Source organism: Roseomonas sp. GC11, from assembly GCF_024437745.1.
GTDB lineage: Bacteria > Pseudomonadota > Alphaproteobacteria > Acetobacterales > Acetobacteraceae > Pseudoroseomonas.
On sequence record NZ_JANFNY010000057.1, the window covers coordinates 1 to 22,737 of the forward strand.

General features: G+C 70.6%; 22 protein-coding genes and 1 tRNA gene. 11 read left to right on the forward strand and 12 right to left on the reverse strand.

What is annotated here, in order from left to right; translation table 11 throughout:
- Nucleotides 1-453: 453 nt before the first annotated feature.
- The 7 genes from NON00_RS24790 to NON00_RS16805 all read right to left on the reverse strand — a co-directional run bounded on the left by NON00_RS24790 (nucleotide 454) and on the right by NON00_RS16805 (nucleotide 5,914).
- Complete coding sequence (locus NON00_RS24790; protein ID WP_305123407.1) at nucleotides 454-1,800, reverse strand: FAD/NAD(P)-binding protein; 1,347 nt, start codon at nucleotides 1,798-1,800, stop codon at nucleotides 454-456.
- An 82-nt stretch (nucleotides 1,801-1,882) separates the two neighbouring features.
- Nucleotides 1,883-2,236 carry a gamma-butyrobetaine hydroxylase-like domain-containing protein gene (locus NON00_RS16780; protein ID WP_256023300.1) on the reverse strand — a complete coding sequence of 118 codons (354 nt, stop codon included), beginning with the start codon at nucleotides 2,234-2,236 and terminating at the stop codon, nucleotides 1,883-1,885.
- Nucleotides 2,236-2,457: a Trm112 family protein gene (locus NON00_RS16785; RefSeq protein ID WP_256023303.1), complete on the reverse strand. Its 222-nt coding sequence runs from the start codon at nucleotides 2,455-2,457 to the stop codon at nucleotides 2,236-2,238. The genes NON00_RS16780 and NON00_RS16785 overlap by 1 nt, the downstream gene beginning before the upstream one ends.
- A 49-nt stretch (nucleotides 2,458-2,506) precedes the next feature.
- A complete protein-coding gene (locus tag NON00_RS16790) occupies nucleotides 2,507-3,175 on the reverse strand; it encodes an LON peptidase substrate-binding domain-containing protein (protein WP_256023306.1) in 669 nt (222 codons plus the stop codon).
- Between the two features lie 18 nt (nucleotides 3,176-3,193).
- Nucleotides 3,194-4,123, reverse strand: coding sequence for a tetratricopeptide repeat protein (locus NON00_RS16795; RefSeq protein WP_256023309.1), 930 nt, complete (start codon nucleotides 4,121-4,123; stop codon nucleotides 3,194-3,196).
- Between the two features lie 238 nt (nucleotides 4,124-4,361).
- Nucleotides 4,362-4,892 (reverse strand): prolyl-tRNA synthetase associated domain-containing protein, encoded by a 531-nt coding sequence (locus NON00_RS16800; RefSeq protein ID WP_256023312.1) that lies wholly within the window; start codon nucleotides 4,890-4,892, stop codon nucleotides 4,362-4,364.
- A gap of 26 nt (nucleotides 4,893-4,918) precedes the next feature.
- Nucleotides 4,919-5,914, reverse strand: coding sequence for a tripartite tricarboxylate transporter substrate binding protein (locus NON00_RS16805; RefSeq protein ID WP_256023315.1), 996 nt, complete (start codon nucleotides 5,912-5,914; stop codon nucleotides 4,919-4,921).
- A gap of 179 nt (nucleotides 5,915-6,093) precedes the next feature.
- Between NON00_RS16805 and NON00_RS16810 the strand changes: the two genes are divergently transcribed.
- Nucleotides 6,094-6,168 (forward strand) — tRNA-Gly (locus NON00_RS16810).
- A gap of 315 nt (nucleotides 6,169-6,483) precedes the next feature.
- Here NON00_RS16810 and NON00_RS16815 read toward each other — a convergent pair.
- Together NON00_RS16815 and NON00_RS16820 are read right to left on the reverse strand one after the other, a co-directional pair.
- Nucleotides 6,484-6,987, reverse strand: a complete 504-nt coding sequence (locus NON00_RS16815) for a hypothetical protein (protein ID WP_256023318.1) — start codon at nucleotides 6,985-6,987, stop codon at nucleotides 6,484-6,486.
- Nucleotides 6,944-7,414 carry a hypothetical protein gene (locus NON00_RS16820; protein WP_256023321.1) on the reverse strand — a complete coding sequence of 157 codons (471 nt, stop codon included), beginning with the start codon at nucleotides 7,412-7,414 and terminating at the stop codon, nucleotides 6,944-6,946. Before NON00_RS16820 ends, NON00_RS16815 begins: the two co-directional genes overlap by 44 nt.
- A gap of 390 nt (nucleotides 7,415-7,804) precedes the next feature.
- Between NON00_RS16820 and NON00_RS16825 the strand changes: the two genes are divergently transcribed.
- From NON00_RS16825 to NON00_RS16840, 4 genes are read left to right on the forward strand one after another with little or no spacing between them, the layout of a single operon-like run.
- The gene (locus NON00_RS16825; RefSeq protein ID WP_256023323.1) at nucleotides 7,805-9,355 is read left to right on the forward strand and encodes an ABC transporter substrate-binding protein; all 1,551 of its coding nucleotides are present in this window, start codon (nucleotides 7,805-7,807) and stop codon (nucleotides 9,353-9,355) included.
- A complete protein-coding gene (locus NON00_RS16830) occupies nucleotides 9,352-10,302 on the forward strand; it encodes an ABC transporter permease (protein ID WP_256023326.1) in 951 nt (316 codons plus the stop codon). Before NON00_RS16825 ends, NON00_RS16830 begins: the two co-directional genes overlap by 4 nt.
- Nucleotides 10,299-11,114 carry an ABC transporter permease gene (locus tag NON00_RS16835; RefSeq protein ID WP_256023329.1) on the forward strand — a complete coding sequence of 272 codons (816 nt, stop codon included), beginning with the start codon at nucleotides 10,299-10,301 and terminating at the stop codon, nucleotides 11,112-11,114. Before NON00_RS16830 ends, NON00_RS16835 begins: the two co-directional genes overlap by 4 nt.
- Complete coding sequence (locus tag NON00_RS16840; RefSeq protein WP_256023332.1) at nucleotides 11,111-12,556, forward strand: ABC transporter ATP-binding protein; 1,446 nt, start codon at nucleotides 11,111-11,113, stop codon at nucleotides 12,554-12,556. The genes NON00_RS16835 and NON00_RS16840 overlap by 4 nt, the downstream gene beginning before the upstream one ends.
- 149 nt (nucleotides 12,557-12,705) lie before the next feature.
- On the opposite strand, the gene NON00_RS16845 is transcribed toward NON00_RS16840, so the two are convergent.
- Together NON00_RS16845 and NON00_RS16850 are read right to left on the reverse strand one after the other, a co-directional pair.
- Nucleotides 12,706-14,688 carry a methyl-accepting chemotaxis protein gene (locus NON00_RS16845; RefSeq protein ID WP_256023335.1) on the reverse strand — a complete coding sequence of 661 codons (1,983 nt, stop codon included), beginning with the start codon at nucleotides 14,686-14,688 and terminating at the stop codon, nucleotides 12,706-12,708.
- Nucleotides 14,689-14,700: 12 nt separating this feature from the next.
- Entirely contained in the window at nucleotides 14,701-15,726 is a 1,026-nt protein-coding gene (locus tag NON00_RS16850) for a TRAP transporter substrate-binding protein (protein WP_256023338.1), read from the reverse strand.
- Between the two features lie 5 nt (nucleotides 15,727-15,731).
- Between NON00_RS16850 and NON00_RS16855 the strand changes: the two genes are divergently transcribed.
- The 6 genes from NON00_RS16855 to NON00_RS16880 all read left to right on the forward strand — a co-directional run bounded on the left by NON00_RS16855 (nucleotide 15,732) and on the right by NON00_RS16880 (nucleotide 20,721).
- The gene (locus NON00_RS16855; protein WP_256023341.1) at nucleotides 15,732-15,929 is read left to right on the forward strand and encodes a hypothetical protein; all 198 of its coding nucleotides are present in this window, start codon (nucleotides 15,732-15,734) and stop codon (nucleotides 15,927-15,929) included.
- A gap of 226 nt (nucleotides 15,930-16,155) precedes the next feature.
- A complete protein-coding gene (locus NON00_RS16860) occupies nucleotides 16,156-17,019 on the forward strand; it encodes a transporter substrate-binding domain-containing protein (RefSeq protein ID WP_256023344.1) in 864 nt (287 codons plus the stop codon).
- A gap of 18 nt (nucleotides 17,020-17,037) precedes the next feature.
- Nucleotides 17,038-17,766, forward strand: coding sequence for an ABC transporter permease (locus NON00_RS16865; protein WP_256023347.1), 729 nt, complete (start codon nucleotides 17,038-17,040; stop codon nucleotides 17,764-17,766).
- A 5-nt stretch (nucleotides 17,767-17,771) separates the two neighbouring features.
- Nucleotides 17,772-18,455 carry an ABC transporter permease gene (locus tag NON00_RS16870; RefSeq protein ID WP_256023350.1) on the forward strand — a complete coding sequence of 228 codons (684 nt, stop codon included), beginning with the start codon at nucleotides 17,772-17,774 and terminating at the stop codon, nucleotides 18,453-18,455.
- A gap of 43 nt (nucleotides 18,456-18,498) precedes the next feature.
- Complete coding sequence (locus NON00_RS16875) at nucleotides 18,499-19,326, forward strand: ABC transporter ATP-binding protein (RefSeq protein WP_256023353.1); 828 nt, start codon at nucleotides 18,499-18,501, stop codon at nucleotides 19,324-19,326.
- Between the two features lie 147 nt (nucleotides 19,327-19,473).
- Complete coding sequence (locus NON00_RS16880; protein ID WP_256023356.1) at nucleotides 19,474-20,721, forward strand: MFS transporter; 1,248 nt, start codon at nucleotides 19,474-19,476, stop codon at nucleotides 20,719-20,721.
- Between the two features lie 11 nt (nucleotides 20,722-20,732).
- Here the strand turns inward: NON00_RS16880 and NON00_RS16885 are convergent, their stop codons facing one another.
- Nucleotides 20,733-22,715 carry a calcium-binding protein gene (locus tag NON00_RS16885; protein ID WP_256023359.1) on the reverse strand — a complete coding sequence of 661 codons (1,983 nt, stop codon included), beginning with the start codon at nucleotides 22,713-22,715 and terminating at the stop codon, nucleotides 20,733-20,735.
- Nucleotides 22,716-22,737 lie beyond the last annotated feature (22 nt).

Sequence of the window (22,737 nt, forward strand, 5' to 3'; positions counted from 1 at the left end):
CACTCTGAGCCAGGATCAAACTCTCAAGTTCATCAGCTCACCACTCAGCCAAAACCAAGCAGCAAACCTCGAGACCTGCCCAAAACTCTTCATCGCTGACCCATCACAGTCCAGCCCAACCAAGCCTCCAACACCCAAACCTCAGGCATTCACCCAAGACCCAAGCGCCAGCCGCGCATCCCACCCAGGCAGCCAAAAATCTCAGCCACCCCAGCAAAACACACAACAGCTCAGCCCATCAGCTAAACCATAATGCATCTAAAAATTCCAAGAAAACCCGATGCAATTTTAAATCAACATCCGCTCAACTTCCGGCCATCAACCGGTGCGGCACCATCTAGGGGCTTCATCGCCACCCGTCAAGCCCAACCACCAGCCAATCACCATCCGTTCGCCGTTCAGCAGCGCCAACCGGCGGCGTGGAGGGGCTTATATGGGGGCCACGAGAAACCGTCAAACGGAATCTCCAGCCTTTCCACCAGCGAGACGATCGGCCAGCGCCGCCGCCTGCCCCCGGATCTCCGGCACCGCCGTCACCTCCCACAGCCGACCCCGCGTCAGCGGGCCCAGAACGGACAGCCCCGGCACCACGCGCCCCGCCGCATCCAGCGCCCGGCACGCCGCATCCGTGCGCACACCGAGGCGCTGCGCATCCAGCACCAGGCGGCCTTCCGCCAACAGGCTCCACAGCGGCTCCGCCTCGCGCCAGGACTGGCCACCCTCCGGGCCGGTGCACAGGATGATGCGCGAGACCATCACCCGCGCCTCGCCGCCATGCCGGCGGCGCAGCACCGCCTCCACCCCCGCCCCGCGCGGCGACCAGTCCTCCAGCCGCGCCGCCAGGGTGCGCAGCCCGCCCCCCGCCAGCTCCGCCGCGAGGCACGCCGCCACGCCGGGGGCCAGGCGGTGGCGGTGCAGATTCCAGGCCGAACGGGCATGGCGCAGGAAGCGCCCGCGCTGCGCCGCGTCCCAGCCCTGCCACAGGCGCTGCACCTGCGGCCGGACGCCATCCAGCACCGCCTGCCAGGGCTGGCCCGCCGCCACCGCCCGCGCCGCCTCCCGCCGCAACCGGCGCCACAGCGGCAGGACCCCCTCCCCTTCCGGCACCGCCACCGGCCAGGGCGCCGGGAAAGCCCCCGGCACATGCGCCAGCGGCAGCCAGCCATGGCGCGACACCGCCAGCACCGGGCCACGATGCCCGCCCTCCCGCAGCGCCAGCAGCACATCCACCATCGTCAGGCCAAGGCCGACCAGCAGGACAGGCTCCTCCGGCGGCAGGCCCGCCCGCGCCGCCGGGTCCCACGGGTCGCCCCAGAGATGCGGCGGCTGCCCGCCCCCACCGGCGAAACCGCCCACGGCCAGGACCACCTCATCCGCCTCCGCCCGCGCGCCGCTGGCATCGGTCAGCACATGGCCCCCGCCCGGGCGGGGGTGCAGCGCCACCACACGCCGCGGCACATGGCGCAGCCCGGCATCCGCCGCCACGGCAGCCGCCCATTCCTCGCGCAGATAGGCGCCATAGACGGCGCGCGGCGCGAAGACAGGGCCGGATTCCGGGCCCGCCCCGCCGCGCGCGGCCAGCCATTCGGCGAAATGGCCGGGGCGGTCGGGGTAGAGGCTCATCCCCGTGGCGGGGACGTTCAGCAGGTGGGAGGGGTGCGGGGTGGCATAGGCCAGGCCAGGGCCCGGCGCGGCGGGCTCATACAGATGCACCGTGGCGCGGCCACGCAGTTGCAGCGCCAGCGCCACACCGGCGAAGCCACCGCCCAGGATGGCCACGGCGGGCCGCTCATTCGTCATGGCCACGGCTTTCGCTCCGCTCGCATCCAGGGAAAGAGCGGGGGAGAAGGAATTCTCCCCCGCGCCCCCTCATCTTTTTCTGTCAGGGGTCGCGGCGCAGGCCGCGCGCGGCCAGGGCCGCCTCATAGGCAGGCCAGCGCTCGGCCTGCTCGCGGCCCAGCTGGTGCAGGTAGTCCCAGGTGTAGATGCCAGTGTCGTGCAGATCGTCGAAGATCAGCCGCACGGCGTAATGCCCGACCGGCTCGACCTGCAGGATGCCGACATGGCGGCGGCCGGAGACCAGCTTCTTCTGGCCCGGGCCATGGCCCTGCACCTCGGCGGAAGGGCTCTCCACCCGCAGATATTCCGCGGGCAGCGAAAACACCGCGCCATCGTCGAAGCGGATCTCCAGCCGCTTCTCCGCTCGGCGCAGGCGAATTTCGGTGGGGCTGGGCATCAGCCCTCCAGGCGGCGGGCCTCGTCCGGCAGCATGATCGGAATGCCGTCGCGGATCGGATAGGCCAGCCCGGCCTGCTCGCTCACCAGCTCGCCCCGCTCGCGGTCATAGCGCAGCGGGCCCTTGGTCACCGGGCAGACCAGGATCTCCAGCAGGCGGGGATCCACCGGGCCGCCAGGGGCGGCCGAGGGGGCGGGGGAGGTGTCGGTCGCGTTCGTCATGCCTGCGGATTCCTGCGCCGGGACGGGCGGCCCGTCAACTGTCCGGGATTTAACTGGGCCGGCCAGCCGGCGCCGGGCCGGCGCTGCCCATGCGCAGCAGCGCCACCAGCATCTGCGCCCGCTGCTCCGGCGCGGGCGCCTCCAGCAGCGCCTGCTTCTCCGCCTCCTCGAAGGGGCAGATCATGCACAGCGTGGTCACCAGCGGGCCGGTCTGGCTGCGCTCGATCGCCGCCCAGTCGGCCTCGATGCCCTGGGACTGGAAATAACCGCGCAGCGCCTCCAGCAGCGGCCCCGGCTCCGGCCCCGGCGGTGGCCCCTGCTGCGACTCAGCGAGGTCGGCCAGATACGGGGAGAAATCGGGGCGGACGCGGCGATAGCCGCGCGGGCTGTCCGCCAGCTCCTCCGCCACCCGGAAGCGCAGCAGGCCGCGCAGGGTGATGAGGTAGCGGCCATCCTCCGTCTCGGAGAAGGAGGCGATGCGCCCGAGGCACCCCGTGCGGTAGAGGGTGGAGCGCCCGCCGGACCGCGGCTTCGCCGGGTCCGGCAGCACCATGCCGAGCATCCGGCCCGCCGCCATCGCATCCTCCACCATCGCCAGGTAGCGCGACTCGAAGATGTTCAGCGGCAGCCGGCCCTGCGGCAGCAGCAGGGCACCCGCCAGGGGGAAGATCGGGATCTCCCCCGGCAGGGCCTCCGGCCGGGTCTGGAAGGGGTCCACCACCCGGCCGGTCCTCCCTCAGCGGAACAGCAGGGTGGAAAGGCCGCGGCGGGCCTTCACCGTGGCCGGGTCCATCGGGCCCCAGGCCTCGAAGAACTTCAGCAGCTGCTTGCGCGCCGCTTCCTCGTTCCAGGCGCGGTCGCGCTTGATGGCGTCGAGCAGCGCCTGCGCCGCCTCGGCGCGCTGGTCCATGGCGTTCAGCGCCACGGCCAGCTCGATGCGGGCGGCGTGGTCATCCGGGTCGGCGGCCAGCCGCGCCTCGAACTCGGCCAGCCGCGCCCGCGCCTTGCGGCCCTCGGCGGCCAGTTCCAGCGCGCTGCGCACGCCGGCGATCTCGGCATGGTTGCGGATCTTCTCCGGGGCGTTCTCCACCACGGAGAGGGCCTGCTCCTCCTCGCCCAGCGCCATCAGGGCGCGGGCGAGGCCGGCCAGGGCCTCCGGGTTCTCCGGCTCCTGCTGCGCCACGGCGGCGTAGATCTCGAGCGCCGTCTGGTGGTCGCCCTGCTCCACGGCCTGCTTGGCCTCGGCCATCAGGTCGGCCGCCGGCATCTGGCCGCCCGCCACCTTCAGCAGCGCCTCGACGAACTTCTTCAGCTCGGATTCCGGCAGGGCGCCCTGGAACAGGTCGGCGATCTGCCCCTGCCAGAAGGCCACCACCGTCGGCACGGATTGCAGCGGCAGGCCCATCTGGGAGAGCTGCTGCACCAGGCCGCGATTCTGGTCGATGTCGATCTTCACGAGGCGGACGCGGCCCTGGGCGGCCTTGACCACCTTCTCCAGCGCCGGGGTGAGCTGCTTGCAGGGGCCGCACCAGGTGGCCCAGAAATCCACCAGCACCGGAACTTCGCGGCTGGCCTGCACCACATCCTGCATGAAGCTGCGCGCATCGCCATCCTTGATCAGGTCGGCGGCAGGAGTCGCGCGGTTGGGGTCGGCAATCACGTCCATGGAACCAAACTCCGGTCTTCCTGCCCCGCATAGATGCGCCGGGCGGCCATCCGCGCAAGGCTGCGCGGAAATTTCACTTTACGATCCGTGCCACGGGGGCGCTGCCCCCGCACCCCCGCCGGGGTGGCACGGCCACCCCGGACCCCGCGTTCAGTTGGGTGCCAACGGATGGCGGGGTCCGGGGGGACCCTGTCCCCCCGGCGGAGGGGCTTGGGGAGGCGGAGCCTCCCCAAAGGACTTACGGAATCTCCAGCGCCTCCGGCGCGTGCCCCATCTCGCGCAGGAAGCGCAGCAGGTCGCCCGGCGCCAGCACGGTGGAGGCGGTGTTGACGAGCGGATGCATATTGATGCGCTCCGCCTCCAGCAGCATGCGGTCGATGGCGATGCGCACGCGCCCCGGCACGCTGTTCACCAGCGCCAGCGGCGTGACGGAGCCCGGCAGCACGCCGAGTTCCACCCACAGATCCTCCGCCGCCGCGAAGCTCGCCCGCGCCACGCCGAGGGAGCGCACCAGCGCATTGACCGGCACGCGGCGATAGGCCTCCAGCACCAGGAGGAGGAAAGGCCCCTCCCCCTTCGGCTTCAGGAACAGGTTCTTGACGTGCAGCCCGGGGATGCGGTGGTGCATCTCCGCCCCATCGGCCACGGTGAAGAAGGGCGGGTGGTGCAGCGTCTCGGTGGCGATGCCCTCGGCCGCGAGGCGGGCGAGCAGCCCTTCGGGCGTCTCGGCCGGGCGGCCGGAGGCGAGCGGGGGAAGATCGGTGGTCATTCCCCCGGTTTAGGCGCTGCGGCGCGTCAGTCCAGGCTGATCCGGGCGGCGCGGATCACCTGGCCCCAGCTTTCCGTCTCGCGCTCCAGCCAGCCGCGGAAGGCGGCGGGGCCCTCGGTGCGGATATCGCCGCCCAGCTCGGCCACGCGCGCGGCGATGGCGGGCTGGGCCAGGGCCTGGCGGAACTCCTTCTCCAGCCGGGCGACCATGGCGGGCGGCGTGCCCCCGGCCACCAGGATGCCCTGATAGGTGCCGGACTCCTGCGCCGGCCAGCCGAGCTCGGCGAAGGTCGGCACCTGCGGCAGCGCCGCCAGCCGGCGCGGGCCGGAGACGGCGATGCCGCGCAGCTGCCCGCCGGTGACGAAGGGCTGGGTGGCGGTGGCGCCATTGACGATCAGGTTGGCCTCGCCCGAGGCGGCGGCGGCCAGGGCGGCGGCGCCGCCGCGATAGGGCACCTGCGTCAGCTCGGCGCGCCAGTGGCCGGCCAGCACCAGAGCGGCGAGGTGGTTGGCGCCGCCGATGCCCGAATGGGCGACATTGATGCGCGCCCCGTTGCTGCGGGCATAGGCCGCCAGCCCCGCCCCGTCCTGCACCGGCAGGGAGGGATGCACCGCCACGATATAGGGCGCGTAGATCAGCATCGAGACGGGGGTGAGGTCGCGCTTCACGTCGAAGGGCAGCTTGCTGAACAGGCTGGGCGCGGTGGCCAGGATGCCGGCATCGATCAGCAGCACGGTGTGGCCATCGGGCGCGCTCTTGGCCACGGCATCGGCGCCGATATTGCCGGCGGCGCCGGGGCGGTTCTCCACCACCACGCTCTGGCCGATGCTGCGGGTCAGCTCCGGCGCCAGGATGCGGGCGAGGATGTCGGAGGTGCCGCCGGGCGCGAAGGGCACGACGATGCGCAGGCTGTGGGTGAAGTCCTGCGCCCGCGCCGCGGGGGCGCCCAGGGCAAGAGGCAGCAGGCCGAGGGAGAGCGGCAGCAGCAGGGCGGCGAGGCCGCGGCGGAACAGTTTGGGCATGGTGGACGTTCCCGGTTGTTGAGCCGAGTCATACGATGACCCTACAGGTCCGTCGAACAAAAAAATGCACAAAACCGAAAACTGAGGGGTTGCGGCCCGCCCCGCGCCGTGACATATCCCCGCCACGCCGGACGGCACCGCTGAAAAGCGAGACGTAAGGCGCTGAAAACCGACGGAACGCGGGCGTAGCTCAGGGGTAGAGCACAACCTTGCCAAGGTTGGGGTCGAGGGTTCGAATCCCTTCGCCCGCTCCAGTCGGGACACAAAATCAACACTTTGTTTGATTTTTAGGTGAGCGCCCTTAAGGGGTATCCTCATTCCATCATACCGCATGCTAATCGGTTTCATCTGGACATCCCGCCGCCCCCTATGGGTGCCCGCATGATTGCCCAGGTCACCAGACCGGCTCCCCCGTCGAATCTGCTGCACCCGCCCTCAAGGGCAAGGCAGCGCACCAGTCTGAGGCCGCCTCCTTCCCTCGGCTTCGCATGGCCAAGGGAAGCTATATCGGCAGGAAAAATGGCACTGATCCGCCACGCCGGATCAGCGAATCCGCAAAGCCAGCAGCCCTACCCGAGCACCCCCGAATCAATCAGGCGCTCCCTGAAAATCTGCCGGATCGCTTCAGGGGAGTTTTTCTGCCGGAGGCAGATCATCGCCTGCCGAGCTTTCTCAAGAACACCATCATCCTCCTCCTGCAATATTTCGTTTATTTTTTTGTGTAACTGAGGAAGGCCGCACCTCCCCACAAAAAATGGGTAGTCGTCACCCAAAGAAGCCCGCGCCTCGCGGTCATCTTCCGCGCAAACAATCATGGCGCCGCAAACTGCCGCGACCGCCCCTTTGGTGAAGGGTTTAAAAACACCATCCAACTTGGAAGCAGGGCGAATTGCGTAATGGAATCTATAGCCCCTGATATCCTTCATCCACGCCCCATTTCGATTGATGGCGTGAACCACACTCAGAACCCCCAACCCTTCTAAATCATAGATAAATTCACCCTGCTGCGGGTCACCGATATAGACAATTTTATTTATTTCTGAGGGGGGGGGATGGGGGGGCAGAATTTTCATGACATATATCAGCCCTGCCCTTCCAGGACCCATCCAGCAAGCGCAGATCCGCATGGTGAGGAATATAGACGCAGGGCTTACCAGGGAATGAATCCCTCACCCACTCATCCTGCATGAATGAACTCGACACCACCGCATCCGGCAAATCCCAGACCTTCGCGCCGATGGGAAGATCAACCGGATCAATGATAATGCGATTTCCACGCCCGCGCAGGTCACGCAAACCCTCAGGACCGTGGTCGAGCAGGGCTGTCTTGTTAACGAAGCAAACGGAGTTCTCCAGGCCGGAAACTCCAAAATGCAGCTTCACCGAAAATCCTGCCTCTTCGAGGGTAGGCGTAACAATCTCGCTAAGCTGCTCACCCCTCAAAAACGCAGAACCAGCCCGCCCCCGCTTCTGGCCCAGCACAAAATAGAAATCCGCCACATCCAATCTCCCGAGGTCAAGACAAATTGAATCACAGGAGATCAAGCCAGTCGATGGGCGGGACGCACCGCACAACACCCAGAGATGATGGGAGTTCACCACCCCAGCCAGAAACCTCCGCGGTCGTCAGGCGTGCGGGCACAGCAAACCCGTCAGTCTCACCGGCCAGCGCGCAGACAGCGGTTCTTTTTTGAAAAAAAGAACCAAAAAACTTTGGCCGCCCGCAGCGCATCCGCATCGCGCACTCCGTTACGAAAGGAGAATCACACTCCGGCACGCCAGGGGAACGGCAGATTCTGCTCGCGATCCCGCTTTACAATAATATGTTATAAAGTAACACCGGGGAGGAAGGCCGGCACGGCGGCCGCCACACAGAACCGGGAATGGGACATGCTGCACCGAAGGGATTTTCTGGCCGGCCTGGCCGGGCTGGCCGCGCTCGGCCATGGCCGGGGAGCGCTTGCCCAGGCCGGCACCAGCGCGGGCGCGGGCGCCGCCATCTTCCGCGTCGTCACGCCCTACGAGATCAACGGGCTGGACCCGGTGCGCTCGGGCTTCGTCTTCACCCGGCTGCAGATCGCCGAGACGCTGCTCGGCGCCGATGATGGCGGCCGCCCGGTGCCGCAGCTCGCCACCGCCTGGAGCCTCTCCGAGGACCGGCTGCGCTGGCGCTTCACCCTGCGCCCCGCCGCGCGCTTCCATGACGGCACGCCCGTCACCGCCACCGCCGTCGCCGCCTGCCTGGAGCGCGCCCGCGCCCTGCCCGGCGTGCTGATCAACGCCCCCATCGCCCGCATCACAGCCGAGGAGGACACGGTGGTCATCCAGACCACCCGCCCCTTCGCCTCCATGCCCGCCTTCGTGGCGCATAGCAGCACCATGATCCTCGCCCCCGCCGCCTTCGAGGGCGAGACGGTGCGCGCCATCCTCGGCACCGGCCCCTACCGCGTGGCGGAGATGGTGCTGCCGCAGCGGGTGGATGCCGTGCGCTTCGAGGGCTGGGACGGCCCGGCCCCGGCGGTGGAGCGCCTCTCCTACCTCGCCGCCGGGCGCGGCGAGACGCGCGGCACCATGGCCGAGAGCGGACAGGCCGAGATGGTGTGCCAGCTGGCGCCGGAGACGGTGGACCGCCTGCGCCGCAACCCGCGCGTCCAGGTGGTGGTGCAGGCCATCCCGCGCACCCGGCTGATCAAGCTGAACTGCGGCTCGCCGCTGTTCAGCGACGCCCGGGCGCGCCGCGCCCTCAGCCTGGCGCTGGACCGCGCCGGCATGGCCCGCGCCCTGCTGCGCAGCGCCCCCTCGGCGGCGACGCAGCTTTTCCCCGCCTCGATGGCGGAATGGCACGTCCCCAGCCTGGCGCCGCTGGAGCGCAACCTGGAGGAGGCGCGCCGCCTGCTCGGCGAGCTCGGCTGGCAGCCGGGGGCGGAGGGCATCCTGGCGCGGGAGGGCCGCCCCTTCCGCTTCACGCTCCGCACCTTCTCGGACCGGCCGGAACTGCCGGTGCTGGCCACCGCCATGCAGTCCCAGCTGCGCGAGATCGGCGTGGACATGCAGATTGCCATCGTCAACAGCGGCGAGATCCCGGCCGGGCACCAGGATGGCACGCTGGAGGCGGCGCTGCTGGCGCGCAACTTCGCCCTGGTGCCCGACCCGCTCGGCACGCTGCTGCTCGATTTCGGGCCGAAGGGCGGCGACTGGGGCGCCATGAACTGGTCCAGCCCCGAGCTGGTGGCGGTGATGGAGAAGCTCGGCGGCACCGCCGACCCGGCGGAGCGCGCCGCCCTGCGCGGCCGCGCCGCCACCATCCTGCATGAGGAAATGCCGGTCATCCCCGTCTCCTGGTTCGACCAGAGCACGGCCATTTCCCGCCGCGTCGCCCATCTCACGGTGGACCCGCTGGAACTCTCCTACCGCATCGCCGGCGCGCGGTGGGCGTCATGAGGGCGCTCTCCCCCCTGCTGCGGCTGCTCGGCGGGCGGCTGGCGCAGGCCGGGCTGGTGGCGCTGCTGGTCGGCTCCGCCTGCTTCCTGATGGTGCGCACCCTGCCGGGCGACATGGCCTACCGCATCGCCGCCAGCCGCTACGGCTACGACCTGGTGGACACCGCCGCCGCCCGCGCGGTGCATGCCGAACTCGGGCTGGACCGGCCCTGGTATGTCCAGCTCGCCGGCTGGTTCGGCGATCTGGCGCGGCTCGACCTCGGCACCTCCCTCGCCTCGGGGGAGAAGGTGCTGGAGAAGCTCGGCATTGAGCTCGGCCATACCCTGCTGCTGGCCGGGGTGGCGCTGGCGCTCTCGGCGCTGATCGGCCTGCCGCTCGGCGCGCTGGCCGGGCTGCGCGCCGGCTCGGCGCTGGACCGCGCGGCGCTGGTCGGCGCCGCCGCGCTGCGCGCCGTGCCCTCCTTCGTGCTCGGCGTCGGGCTGATGATCCTGCTGGCGGCGGAGTGGAACCTGCTCCCCGCCGGCGGCGTGGGGGAATGGGAGGAGGTCATCCTCCCCGCCCTGACGCTGGCGCTCGGCCTCGCCGCCGCCTCCTCCCGCGTCACGCGCGATGCGGTGGCGGCGGTGGTGGCCTCGCCCTTCTTCGGCTTCGCCCGCGCCAAGGGGCTGGGCGATGGCCTCGCCTTCCGCCGCCACGGCGTGCGCAACGCGGCCATTCCCGTCGTCTCCTACCTCACGTTGCAGATGGTGCTGCTGGTGGAGGGCGTGGTGGTGGTGGAGGCGCTCTTCGCCTGGCCCGGCATCGGCCATGCCCTGGTGCATGCGGTGCTGGGGCGGGACATCCCGGTGGTGCAGGGGGCGGCGCTGGTGATGGGGCTGCTCTTCGTGCTGCTGAACACGGCGGCGGACCTCGCCTGCTGGAGCCTGGACCCGCGGAGGCGCGCATGACCGCCCTGGTATTCCCCGCCCTGGCATTCCCCGCCCCACGCCGCGCGCTGGGTCTGGCGCTGCTGCTGGCGGTGGGGGTCTTCGCCCTGCTCGGCCCGCTGCACGGGCTGGACCCGCTGCGGCAGGACCTTTCCGCCACGCTGCTGCCGCCGGGCAGCGCCGGGCACCCGCTCGGCACCGACCATCTGGGGCGCGACCTGCTGGCGCGGCTGGCCCATGCGGCGCGGCTCTCGCTCGGCTCGGCGCTGGCCACGGCGCTGGTGGCGGCGGTGGCGGGCACGCTGCTCGGCCTGCTCGCCGCGCTGCGCGGCGGCCTGGCCGAGCGCGGGCTGCTCGCCCTGGCCGATGCGGTGCAGGCGGTGCCGGCGCTGCTGCTGGTGCTGCTCTTTGCTGCCTTCGCGCCGGGGGGCTTCCTGGCGCTCTATCTCGGCCTGTCGCTGACGCTCTGGGTGGAGTTCTTCCGCCTCGCCCGCAGCGCGGCGCTCTCCGTGCTGGCGCGGCCGCAGGTGGAGGCGGCGCGGCTGCTCGGCTTCGGCACCGGGCATATCCTGCGCCGCCATCTCTGGCCGGAGGTGGCGCCGGTGGTGCTCACCCTCTTCGCCTTCGCCGCCGGCACGGCCGTCACCTCCATCTCGGCGCTGGCCTTCATCGGCGTGGCGCTGCGCCCGCCCACGCCCGAATGGGGCGGCATGATGACCGAGCTGCTGCCCTTCTACGCCGAGGCGCCGCTGGCCCTGCTGATGCCGGCGGGGCTGATCTTCCTCACCGTGCTCGGCCTGCACCTGCTGGCCGGGAAGGAGCAGGCGGCATGAGCCTCATCGTCGAGGGCCTGAGCATCCACGGGCCGGAGGGCTGCATCGTCCGCGATGTCGGCTTCACCGCCCGCCCCGGTGAGCCCATGGTGCTGCTGGGCGAGACCGGTTCCGGCAAGTCGCTGGTGGCGCAGGCGGTGATGGGCGTGCTGCCCGCCGGGCTGCGCGCCGAGGGGCGCATCCTGCTCGACGGGCAGGACCTGCTGGCGCTCTCCGCGCGGGAGCGGCGCGGCCTCTGGGGCCGGCGCATCGCCATGCTGCCGCAGGAACCCTGGTCGGCGCTGGACCCGACCATGCGCGCCTTCGGCCAGGTGGAGGAGGTGCACCGCCTGGTGCGCGGCCGCCCCGCCGCCGAGGCGGCGGGCGCGGCGCGGGCCGACCTCGCGCGGCTCGGCCTCGCCACCGCCGCGCGGCGCTACCCCTTCGAGCTGTCGGGCGGCATGAACCAGCGCGTGGCGCTGGCCGCCACCCATGCCGCCGGCGCCCCCGTGCTGATCGCCGACGAGCCGACCAAGGGGCTGGACGCGGCGATGCGCGACACCGCCGCCGCCCTGCTGCTGGGCGAGGCGCGGGAGGGGCGCATCCTCCTCGTCATCACGCATGACGTGGTGCTGGCCGGCTATCTGGGCGGCGAGGCGGTGGTGATGCTGGAGGGGCAGGCGGTGGAGAGCGGCCCGCTGCGCCAGCTTCTCGCCGCGCCGCGGCATGAGTATACGCGCCGCCTCGTGGCGGCGGACCCGGCGCGCTGGGCCTCCTGGCCGGCCCGCCCCGTCCCGGGCGGGCGGGCGCTGGTGGAGGGGCGCGGCCTGCACAAGCGGCTGGGGGGGCGGGAATTGTTCGGCGGCCTCACCCTGGAGGTGGCGGCGGGCGAGGTGCTGGCCGTCTCCGGCCCCAGCGGCTGCGGCAAGACGACGCTGGGCAATATGCTGCTCGGCCTCGCGCGGCCGGATGCGGGGGAGGTGCGGCGGCGCCCCGATCTGGGCCCGCTCAGCTTCCAGAAGCTCTACCAGGACCCGATGGCCGCTTTCCCGCCGACGGGCACGCTGGGCCAGGCGCTGACGGAGCTGCTGCGCCGCCACGCCATCCCCCGCGCCCCGGCGGAAGCGTTGATGCGCCGCCTGCGCCTGACGGAGGTGCTGCTGGGCCGCCGGGCGGACCAGGTCTCAGGCGGCCAGTTGCAGCGTTTCGGCCTGCTGCGGGCGCTGCTGCTGAAGCCGGCCCTGCTGTTCGCCGACGAGGCGACATCCCGCCTCGACCCGGTGACGCAGCAGGAGGTGATGGACCTGCTGCGCGAGGTGGTGGCGGAGCAGGGCACGGCGCTGCTGGTGGTGACGCATGAGGAGGCGCTGGCGGCGAAGGTGGCGGGCCGCGTGGTGCATCTGGCGCCGCAGGTGGTGGGCCTCAGCCCCGATGGTGTGCCGGAAGCCGCCCTGGCCCTCTGAGATGCCGCCGCCGGGTGGCGCAGCGCCAGACTGAAAAAGTTTTTTGGTTCTTTTTTCCAAAAAAGAACCCTTTTTTCTTCCCGGCCCCTCCTGGCCCCGTGGCCCTGAGGGGGCTTTGCCCCCTCAGACGCCCCCGCCCTCTGCCCCCCTCACGCGCTGGCGCGCACGCGTTCCAGGAACTGGTTGATCTGCTGGCGCAGCTGCTGCGCCTGCCCGGAGAGGCCGGAGGCGCGCGACAGCACGCTGCCCGCGGAGGTGCCGACCTTGTCCGAGATTTCGTTGAGGGCGACGATGCTGCCCGAGACTTCCTGTGTCCCGGCGGCGGCGGCGGCGACGCTGGCGGCGATTTCGCGGGTGGCCGCGCCCTGTTCCTCCACGGCGGCCGCCACCGCCGCCGCGAGCTGGCTGACATTGGTGATGCTGCCGTTGATGGTGCGCAGCACGGTCACGGTTTCCTCAGTGCTGGACTGGATGCGGCCGATCTGGTCGGCGATGTCCTCGGTGGCCTTGGCGGTCTGGCTGGCGAGGTTCTTCACCTCGCTCGCCACGACGGCGAAGCCCTTCCCCGCCTCGCCCGCCCGCGCCGCCTCGATGGTGGCGTTCAGGGCCAGCAGGTTGGTCTGCCCGGCGATGCTCTGGATGAGGGCGATGACGTCACCGATGCGGGTGGCGGCGGTGGAGAGGACGGTGACGGTCTCATCCGCGCGGCGGGCCTGATCGGCGGCCTGCTGGCTGACGGCGGCGGTTTCGGCGATGCGGCGGGAGATCTCGGCGACGGAGGCGCTCAGCTCCTCGGTGGCGCTGGCCAGGGTGCTGACATTGCCGTTGACCTCCTGGGAGGCGTTGCTGACGGTGCCGGCCTGGCTGGCGGCGCGCTGGGCGGCGCCGGTGAGGTCGCGGGCGGTGCCCTCCATGCCGGCGGCGGCCTCGGTCACGGCGGCGACGGTGCCGCCCACCTCCTGCTCGAAGCGCTCGGCGACGCGGCGCAGGGCTTCCTTCTGGGCCTGCTCGGCCTCGGCCTTGTGGCGTTCCTCGGCGGCGCGCAGGCCGGCGCTTTCCTCCAGGCTGGCGCGGCAGCTTTCGACGGCGCGGGCGATCTGGCCGATTTCATCGCTACGGGACTGGTCGGGCACGGTGATGGCGAGCTGCCCGCCGGCGACGTGGCGCAGCGCGCCCTGCAACCGGCTGAGCGGCCGGATGATGGAGAGCGCGGTGAGCAGCGCCACCAGCAGCCCCACCGCCAGCGCCCCGGCCGTGATGAGGATGAGATCGCGCCGCAGCGTGCCGGCCTCCTCGATCACCTCATCCATCTGGGCGTCGCTGAACTGGCTGGCCTTTTTCGCCACCTCGGTGACGTGGTCGATCAGCGCGGCGCCGGCGGGGCCACCCTTGGCCAGCCCCTCCATGTAGCGGCGGCTGGCGTCAAGGCTGGCCATCACCGTCTGGCGCAGCGCGGCGACGCGGGGCGCCAGCTCACGCACCAGCCGTTCTTCCGGCAGGCCGGCGAGTTCCGGCAGCAGGTCGGCCAGGCGCTGCTCCAGCCGCGCCGCCTCCGCCTGGGCCAGCTCGGCCTCCTGCGGCGTGCGCTCGGCGGCGTGGCGGGCCTGGTGGACCATCATGGAGTCGAAGGAGTCCATCACCCGGTGGGCGAAGGCGGCGCGCGGCGAGCCCTGGGCGATCAGGTCGCGCAGCAGGGTATAGAAGATATTGCGCAGGGGCGGCGCCTGCTGCTGGATCCTCTGGCGCGCGGTGTCGCGGTCGCGCGCCGCCGTGACCACATCGGCCAGCACCCCCTGGTAGTCGGTGAAAAGGCGGTTGAACTGCGCATCCTCCCGCGTGGCGGGGAGCTGGGCGGCGAGGTTCCGCGCGGCGTCCAGGGTCTGCTGGAAGGCGATGAGGTCGGCGGGGTTCTCCGTGATCATAAACCGGAGCACGCGGGCGCGCAGCAGGGAGAGGTCACGGTTGTAGCTGCCCAGCGCCTCGGACCTGGTCACGGCGTCGCTGGCGGTATCGGCATCGCGCCGGATCTCGCCGGCGCCGCTCCAGGCCATGAGGGTGGAGAGCACCATCATCACCAGCAGCAGGGAGAAGCCGGCGATGATGCGGCCGCGGATACTCAGGGAAAAGGGCATGGCCGGGGGTCCTCAGGCGGCTGCGGTGCGGATGGCGGCCAGTCGCTCGGCGCCGAAGGTGCTGGCGAAGCCCGGCTCGGCCGGGGCCAGGGCGCGGGCGAAGGCGGCGCGGTCCACCTCCACCACCTCCATGCCCTGGCCGCGCAGGCGGGCGATGCCCTCCCGCTCAGCCGCGGCGGCGATGCGGCGGGAGGCGGCCACCCCCTCCCGCACCGCCTGGCGCAGCAGGTCGCGGTCGCCGGGGGAGAGGCGGTCATGGCTGGCGCGGGCCATGATGAAGGCGACCGGCGAATAGACGTGGCCGGTCAGCATCAGGCATTTCTGCACCTGCCAGAGGCCGCTCGACTCGATCACGGTGATGGGGTTTTCCTGGGCGTCGAACTGGCGCGCCTCCAGCGCCCGGCGCAGCTGGATGAATTCCAGGAAGGCGGGCTCCGCCCCCAGGGTGCGGAAGGTCGTCATGATCACCGGGGCGCCGTTGACGCGGAGCTTCAGCCCGGCGAGGTCGGTGGGGCTGCGGACCGGGCGGTCCCGCGTGGTGAGGTGGCGCAGCCCGTTCTCCCCCCAGCCGAGGCCGATGATGCCGCGCGGCTCCACCAGCCGCAGCACGGCGGCGCCGATCGGGCCATCCAGCACGGCGTGGGCATGGGCCATGTCGCGGAAGAGGAAGGGCACCTCGAAGACGCCGGCCGCCGGCACCAGCGAGCCCAGCGTGCCGGAGAGCATCATGTCCAGCGTGCCGGCCTCCACCGCGCGCAGCATGTCGGCATCGGTGCCGAGCTGGCCATGGGTGTGCAGGTCGATGCGGATTCGCCCCTGGCTCAGCGCCTCGATACGCTCGGCCATGGCGCGGGCGCCCTGGCCGAACTGGCTTTGCAGCCCGAGATTGGTGCCCACCCGCAGCAGGGTGGCCGGCGCGGCGCGCGCCACATGCGGCCGCGCCAGGGCACCCCCCATGGCCAGGGCGAGCCAGGCGCGCCGCCCCAGGACACGGAGGCACGCGGGAAGGGCGCGCGGGCGCGGTGGGTCTTGCTGCATCTTGCGTGATCTCCGCTCAGGCTTTTCGTGACGGCGGTGCAACGCAAAATGCCCGGCAGGTCTTAATTTTTGCTGAAACGCGGCGGCGGAGGCAGGAAAAGGGAAGAAAAATCACGCCCCTCACCGCCAGCGCGGCGCAGGAATTTTCAAAAGAAAGGCCTTCTTTTTCTGAAGAAAAAGAATCAAAAAGACTTTTTCAGTGAGAATCTGTGCAAAAATCGCGCCTGACTGATAAAAGTTTTTTGGTTCTTTTTTTCAAAAAAGAACATTTCTCTCTCGCATCCGCGAAGAGCCGCCCGGCCTGGAAGGGCGCGCAAGAACGGGCTTCCGTCCGGCGCCGCATGGCCCTATGGCGCCCTCCCTGGCCCTGGCTTGACAGGCAGGGCCGGGAACCGATGCTGGCCCCTTTCCAAACCCTTGAGGCCGTCCATGCTGCTGACCCGTCGTTCCGCCCTTCTCGGCGCCGCCCTTGGCGGCGCGGCCAGCCTGGCCGGCCCGCGCCCGGCGGCGGCCAAGGAGTATACCAGCCTGCGCGTCGCCACGGAGGGCGCCTTCCCCCCGTACAACGCCACCTCCCCCTCCGGCCAGATCATCGGCTTCGAGCCGGAGCTGCTGGCCGAGCTGTCCAAGCGCCTGGGCATCCCCGCCGCCATGCAGGCGGCCGAGTGGAACGGCATGATCGCCGGCCTGAATGACGGCAAGTTCGACGCCATCATGGCCGCCATGTCGATCACCCCGAAGCGCGAGGAGGTCATCGCCTTCTCCCTGCCCTATGCCAGCTCCCCCTCCACCTTCCTGACGATGAAGGGCAGCCCGCTGGAGAAGCTCCCGGGCACGGGCGAGCGCATCCTGCTAACCGACGAGGCCAAGACGCGCGACGCCGTCGCCGCCCTGGCCGTGCTGCTGCGCGGCAAGACGGTGGGCGTGCAGGTCTCCACCATCCAGGCGGATTTCCTGAACACCTACCTGAAGGACGTCATCACCGTCCGCACCTACCCGACCAGCCCGGAATCCCTGCTCGACCTGAAGGCCGGGCGCGTCGATGTGGTGATCGCCTCCGGCGCCAACCTCGTCGCCGCCGCCAAGCGCTCGCGCGGGGAGCAGGTGATGGCCGGCTTCGCCTTCACCGGCGGCCTGCTCGGCCGTGGCTCGGCCATCGGCCTGCGCAAGGAGGACACCGCCCTGAAGGCGAAGCTCGACGACGCCCTGCGCGCCGTCCATGCCGATGGCACGCTGACGCGCCTGATCATGAAGCACTTCGACTACGACATCACGCCGCTCGGCGTGTACTGAGCCAAAGGCCGCCGCCCGATGGAGTGGGAAGATCTGGCGCTCATCGGCTTCGGGCCGGAGGGCTGGGGTGAGGCGCTGCTGCGGGCGGCGTGGATGACGGTCGCGGTCTCGGCGCTCGCCTTCCTGGGCGGCGCCGTGCTCGGCGGCCTCGCGGCCTGGGCGAAGATCGCCGGGTCGCGCCCGGTGCGCTGGCTGGCGGAGGGCTACACCATCCTCCTGCGCGGCGTGCCGGACCTGCTGGTCATCTATCTCTTCTACTTCGGCGGGCGGCAGGTGGCCGCCGCCATCGCCCGCGCCCTGGGCTTTGACGGGCCGGTCGATGTCAGCGGCTTCGCCGCCGGCGTCATGGCCATCGCGCTGATCTCCGGCGCCGGCCAGGGCGAGGTCTTCCGCGGCGCCTACCACGCCATCGCCCGGGGCGAGCTGGAGGCGGCGCGCGTCGTCGGCATGGGGCGCTTCCTCATGCTCCGCCGCATCATCTTCCCGCAGGCGCTGCGCACCGCCCTGCCCGGCATGGGCAATCAGTGGCAGTCCGTCATCAAGGAGTCCGCCCTGGTCTCCGTCACCGGGCTGGTCGAGACGCTGCGCCAGGTCCACATCGCCGCCGGCTCGACGGAACTGCCCTTCTTCTTCTTCATCGTCGGGCTCTGCATCTACCTCGCCATCACCACCCTCTCCGGCCTGCTCTTCCGCGCGGCCGAGGCCTGGTCGATGCGCGGGCAGGCGCCGCTGCGGACGCAGGGCTGAGGCCGATGGATTTCCCCTTCCTCACCGAGACCTTCCTCCGCCTGCTCGGTGGCCTGCCGCTGACCATCCAGCTCGCCGCCGGCTGCGTGGCGGGGGGCGGGGTGCTGGCCCTGCTGCTCGTCCTGCTGCGCCAGACCAGCCGCCCCGGCGCCTGGATCGCGGATTTCTACATCTACGTCTTCCGCGGCACGCCGCTGCTGGTGCAGATCTTCCTCATCTACTACGGCCTCGGCCAGTTCGGCTTCGTGCGGCAGAGCGTGCTCTGGCCCTTCCTGCGCGAGCCCTATGTCTGCGCCCTGCTCTCGCTGGCCCTCTGCGATGCCGCCTATGCGGCGGAGATCCTGCGCGGCGGCCTGCGCGCCGTGCCCAATGGCGCCATCGAGGCCGCGCGCGTCGCCGGCATGGGCCGCGCGAAGATGGCCTGGCGCATCATCCTGCCGCTCGCCATCCGCCAGGCCCTGCCGGCCTATGGCAATGAGATCATCTCCATGACCCGTGCCACCGCGCTGACCAGCACGGTGACGCTGATGGAGGTCACCGGCGTCGCCCGCGCCATCATCGCCGAGACCTTCCGCCCCTTCGAGGTCTTCCTCTGCGCCGCCGTCATCTATCTCGGGCTGACCTTCGTCATCTCGCGCATCATCTGGGGCGTCGAGCGCTGGCTGAACCCCGTCCAGGCCGCCCGGTGAGGCCGCCCCCGTTGCCCCAGAAGACCCGTGTGAAGGAAGCGGCATGAACAGCGCACCCGCACAAACCGCGAGCGGCCAGAGCGCGATCGGCCAAACCGCGACTGGCCAGACCGCGATCGGCCTGCGCGGCCTGCGCAAGCGCTTCGGCGCGAACGAGGTGCTGAAGGGCATCGACCTCGACGCGAAGGATGGCGAGGTCATCGCCATCATCGGCGCCTCCGGCTCAGGCAAGAGCACGCTGCTGCGCTGCATCCCCTTCCTCGAGGTCGCCGATGCCGGCGAGATCCAGGTGGGGCAGGAGCGCGTCACCCTCGATGGCGGCGCGCCGGGGCGCGCGGCGCGCGCGCGCATCCAGCGCATGCGCCAGTCCCTCGGCTTCGTCTTCCAGAGCTTCAACCTCTGGTCCCACCGCACGGTGCTGCAGAACGTCACCGAGGCGCCCATCCATGTGCAGGGCCGCCCCCGCGCCGAGGCCATCGCCGAGGCCGAGGCGCTGCTGGAAAAGGTCGGGCTGGCCGAGAAGCGCAATGCCTGGCCCTCCCAGCTCTCGGGCGGGCAGCAGCAGCGCGTGGCCATCGCCCGCGCCCTGGCCATGCGGCCGCGCGCCCTGCTCTTCGACGAGCCGACCTCGGCCCTCGACCCCGAACTGGTCGGCGAGGTGCTGCGCGTCATCCGCGGCCTCGCCGAGGAAGGGCGCACCATGCTCATCGTCACCCATGAGATGGGCTTCGCGCGCGATGTCTGCACGCGCGGCATCTTCCTCCACCAGGGCGTGGTCGAGGAGGAAGGGCCGCCGGAGCAGGTCTTCGGCAATCCCCGCTCCGAGCGCTGCCGCCGCTTCGTCACCAGCCACCTGCACCGCAACGCCTGACCATGCCGCGCCCGGCAGACGGGCGGGCGGACAGCAGGAGATTTCTGGACAGAAAGAAATCTTCTTTTTCTGGAGAAAAAGAAGCAAAAAGACTTTTTTCAGTGGGATGGTGCGGTCGCGCCAGCGGCTGAAAAAGTCTGAGGTGAGATGACCACGAGCCTTTTGCGGAATGGCGAATTCCGCTCCTTCATGCTCTCCAGCAATCTGGAGCGCTTCGCCGCCTCGGCCATCGCCGTGCTGCTCGGGCTTCAGGTCTATGAGATTCGCGGCAACCCGCTTGATCTCGGGCTGCTCGGGCTGGTCGAGGCCATCCCCGGCGTCACCCTCGTGCTCTATGGCGGCCATGTGGCGGACCAGTTCAGCCGCCGCCGCATCATGCTCCTCACCGCCCTCGCCCTCGGCGCGCTCACCGGGGCGCTGGCCCTGCTCGCCAGCGGCGCCACGGGGCATGCGCCGCTCTGGCTGCTGCTCGGCATCGCCCTGCTGGTGGGGGTCGCCAGGGCCTTCCAGGTGCCCGCCGCCTCCGGGCTGGAAGCGCAGGTGACACCCGCCGCCCAGGTGCTGCGCGGCGTCTCGCTGCTGGCCACCACCGGGCGCGTCGCCGATATCCTCGGCCCCGTCGCCGGCGGCATCGCCTGGACGGTGATGGGGCCGGCCGGCACCTATGCCGCGCTCACCGCCATTTTCGCCGGCTCCTTCGCCCTGCTGCTCACCGGCGTGCGGGAGCGCGCCATCACCTACGCCCCGCGCGCGGGCGAGAGCGTCGCGCGCCGCATCGGCGAGGGCATCGGCTTCGTCTTCCGCAACCAGCTGCTGATCGGCTCGATGGCGCTCGACCTCTTCGCCGTTTTCTTCGGCGGCGCGGTGGCGCTGCTGCCGGCGGTGGCGAGCGACGTGCTCCAGGTCGGCCCCGTCGGCCTCGGCTTCCTGCGCGCGGCGATGAGCGCGGGCTCGCTCGTCGCCGCCCTCTTCGCCGCGCGCTTCCTGCCGATGCACCGCGCCGGGCAGGTGCTGCATGGCGTGATCGCGGGCTTCGGCGTCGCCATCATCGTCTTCGGCCTGTCCACCTCGCTGCCGCTCTCGCTCGCGGCCTTCTTCGTGGCCGGGCTGTGTGACGGCACCAGCGTGGTCATCCGCCGCGCCATCATGCGCCTCGCCTCGCCCGAGGCGATGCGCGGGCGCATCGCCGCCGTGCGCTCCGTCTTCATCGGCTCCTCGAACGAGCTCGGCGCCTTTGAGAGCGGCATCGCCGCCAGCCTGCTCGGCGTCACCGCCGCCATCTGGTCGGGCGGCATCATCACGCTGGGCATCGTCGGCATCACGGCGCTGACGATGCGCCAGCTCTGGGCGCTCGACCTCGTCGCCATGGCGGAGGCCGAGGCCCGCGCGGGCTGAGGCGCCCGCCCTCAGGCGAAGAGGAAGTCCCTGGCGGAGAAATCGGCCAGGGTGGCGTCCTGGAACTTGATCCTGTCCCCCTCGCCGAGGTCGAGCACCACCGCGGTGCCAACCTGGCGCATCGCCGCCTGGATCTCGGCCCAGCTGTCGAAGGCGGCGCCAAAGCCCTCCAGCCGCAGCCTGTCCACGCCGCCGGCGAAATCGGCGATGGCGTCATAGCCATCGCCGCGCGCCAGCACGAAGGTGTCGGCCCCCGCGCCGCCGGTCAGCCGGTCCACCCCGGTGCCGCCCACCAGCAGGTCCGCCCCCGCGCCGCCCTGCAGCACGTCATTGCCGCCCAGGCCATAGAACGCATCGGCCCCGGCGCTGCCCTTCATCAGGTTGGCCAGTTCATTGCCCGTGCCGGTCAGCCCACCCACCAGCAGCGTCAGGTTCTCCACCCCCGCGGTGAGGGTGTAGCTGATGGAGGCTTTCACCGTGTCGAGACCGCCCTCCCCGGCGCCCGTGCCAAGGGCAAGGAGATCGATAGACCCGGGAGCGTCTTCGGTCACGACATCCCCGGCCTCATCGACCGTGTAGGTGTCATTGCCGGTGCCGCCATACATGAAGTCCGCGCCGGCCTGGCCGTTGAGGATGTCATCTCCATCCCCCCCTTCGAGCCAGTCCTCACCATCGCCGCCGGCCAGGGTATCGTTGCCGGCGTCACCGAAGAGGCCGTCCGCCCCGGCCCCACCGGCCAGGGTGTCGTTGCCGTCATCGCCGAAGAGCCCGTCGGCACCGGCCCCACCGGCCAGGGTGTCGTTGCCGGCACCGCCTTCGAGCCCGTCATTGCCCGCGCCGCCCACCAGGGTGTCATGCCCGGCCTGGCCGAGCAGGGTATCGTCCCCGGCCTCGCCGCGCAGCGTGTTGCTGCCGGTATTGCCGGTGATGGTGTTGTCCAGCTCGTTGCCGGTGCCGCTCAGGCCGGCGCTTCCGGTCAGGACCAGATGCTCAAGCCGCGCGCTCAGGGTCCAGCCGAGGCTGGCATAGACCGTATCGATGCCGCTGCTTTCGATGATGACGTCGTCCTCGACATCGACGTAATAGCGGTCATCGCCACCGCCGCCCTTGAGGACGTCCATATCGGCGCCGCCATCAAGGATGTCGTTGCCATCCCCGGCCTCCAGCCAGTCCAGGCCATCGCCGCCGGAGAAGCTGTTGTTGCCCTCGATGTCATACATGACATCGCCGCCGGCGCCGGCCAGCATCACATCGTCGCCGCCATCGCCAAAGACGGTATCGAAACCGCTGCCGCCGGTCAGGTGGTCATTGCCGCTGCCCCCCACCAGTTCCATGTCGGCCGTGGAGCCTGCGGCGGAAATGATGTCATCGCCCCCGCCCCCGTTGACGAAGCCGAGGCTCAGCCCAGAGAAGCCCGTCGCCAGGACCGAGATCGTGTCATGGCCCTCGCCGCCATCGATATCGGTCAGCCCGTACAAATAGGCATCATTGCCCTGGAGGATGAAGGTCACGCTGTCATCCCCGTAACCGGCATAGGCGAAGGCGCGGCTGCCGGATGAGTCGGTCAGCGTGTCATTGCCGCCGCCGCCATAAAGCCTGTCGAAGCCGTCGCCACCGTCGAGCGTGTTCTGCCCGGACACGCTGCTGAAGAAGTCGACGGCGATGATGTCATCCCCCGCGCCGCCATTCAGGGTGTTGTCGCCGGCACCACCCAGCAGCAGGTCATTGCCGGCACCGCCATTGAGGAGGTCGTTGCCATCCTCGCCCACCAGGCTGTCATCGTCCTCGCCACCGAGCAGCGTGTCATCGCCGCCACCGCCAGTCAGCAAGTCCTGGCCGTCACCGCCGTGCAGGTAGTCGGCGCCATCGCCGCCGTCGAGCGTATCATGGCCGGTGCCCTCGAAGGGGCTGGATGGCGACCCGCCATAGATCTCGTCAGCCCCATCGGTGCCGATGATGGTGTTGTCCGCCGCGGTGCCATAGAGCGTTGCCATCTGTGCGCCTCATCCCCTGAAA

Excerpts from the sequence above, each read along its gene's own strand:
- NON00_RS16800 (WP_256023312.1), bottom strand. The coding sequence starts at position 4,892 with ATGACCACCGATCTTCCCCCGCTCGCCTCCGGCCGCCCGGCCGAGACG.
- NON00_RS16825 (WP_256023323.1), top strand. The coding sequence starts at position 7,805 with ATGCTGCACCGAAGGGATTTTCTGGCCGGCCTGGCCGGGCTGGCCGCG.
- NON00_RS16875 (WP_256023353.1), top strand. The coding sequence starts at position 18,499 with ATGAACAGCGCACCCGCACAAACCGCGAGCGGCCAGAGCGCGATCGGC.
- NON00_RS16785 (WP_256023303.1), bottom strand. The coding sequence starts at position 2,457 with ATGACGAACGCGACCGACACCTCCCCCGCCCCCTCGGCCGCCCCTGGC.
- NON00_RS16835 (WP_256023329.1), top strand. The coding sequence starts at position 10,299 with ATGACCGCCCTGGTATTCCCCGCCCTGGCATTCCCCGCCCCACGCCGC.
- NON00_RS16830 (WP_256023326.1), top strand. The coding sequence starts at position 9,352 with ATGAGGGCGCTCTCCCCCCTGCTGCGGCTGCTCGGCGGGCGGCTGGCG.
- NON00_RS16880 (WP_256023356.1), top strand. The coding sequence starts at position 19,474 with ATGACCACGAGCCTTTTGCGGAATGGCGAATTCCGCTCCTTCATGCTC.
- NON00_RS16815 (WP_256023318.1), bottom strand. The coding sequence starts at position 6,987 with ATGAAAATTCTGCCCCCCCATCCCCCCCCCTCAGAAATAAATAAAATT.
- NON00_RS16805 (WP_256023315.1), bottom strand. The coding sequence starts at position 5,914 with ATGCCCAAACTGTTCCGCCGCGGCCTCGCCGCCCTGCTGCTGCCGCTC.
- NON00_RS16850 (WP_256023338.1), bottom strand. The coding sequence starts at position 15,726 with ATGCAGCAAGACCCACCGCGCCCGCGCGCCCTTCCCGCGTGCCTCCGT.
- NON00_RS16845 (WP_256023335.1), bottom strand. The coding sequence starts at position 14,688 with ATGCCCTTTTCCCTGAGTATCCGCGGCCGCATCATCGCCGGCTTCTCC.
- NON00_RS16865 (WP_256023347.1), top strand. The coding sequence starts at position 17,038 with ATGGAGTGGGAAGATCTGGCGCTCATCGGCTTCGGGCCGGAGGGCTGG.
- NON00_RS24790 (WP_305123407.1), bottom strand. The coding sequence starts at position 1,800 with ATGACGAATGAGCGGCCCGCCGTGGCCATCCTGGGCGGTGGCTTCGCC.
- NON00_RS16840 (WP_256023332.1), top strand. The coding sequence starts at position 11,111 with ATGAGCCTCATCGTCGAGGGCCTGAGCATCCACGGGCCGGAGGGCTGC.
- NON00_RS16795 (WP_256023309.1), bottom strand. The coding sequence starts at position 4,123 with ATGGACGTGATTGCCGACCCCAACCGCGCGACTCCTGCCGCCGACCTG.
- NON00_RS16870 (WP_256023350.1), top strand. The coding sequence starts at position 17,772 with ATGGATTTCCCCTTCCTCACCGAGACCTTCCTCCGCCTGCTCGGTGGC.
- NON00_RS16780 (WP_256023300.1), bottom strand. The coding sequence starts at position 2,236 with ATGCCCAGCCCCACCGAAATTCGCCTGCGCCGAGCGGAGAAGCGGCTG.
- NON00_RS16860 (WP_256023344.1), top strand. The coding sequence starts at position 16,156 with ATGCTGCTGACCCGTCGTTCCGCCCTTCTCGGCGCCGCCCTTGGCGGC.
- NON00_RS16885 (WP_256023359.1), bottom strand. The coding sequence starts at position 22,715 with ATGGCAACGCTCTATGGCACCGCGGCGGACAACACCATCATCGGCACC.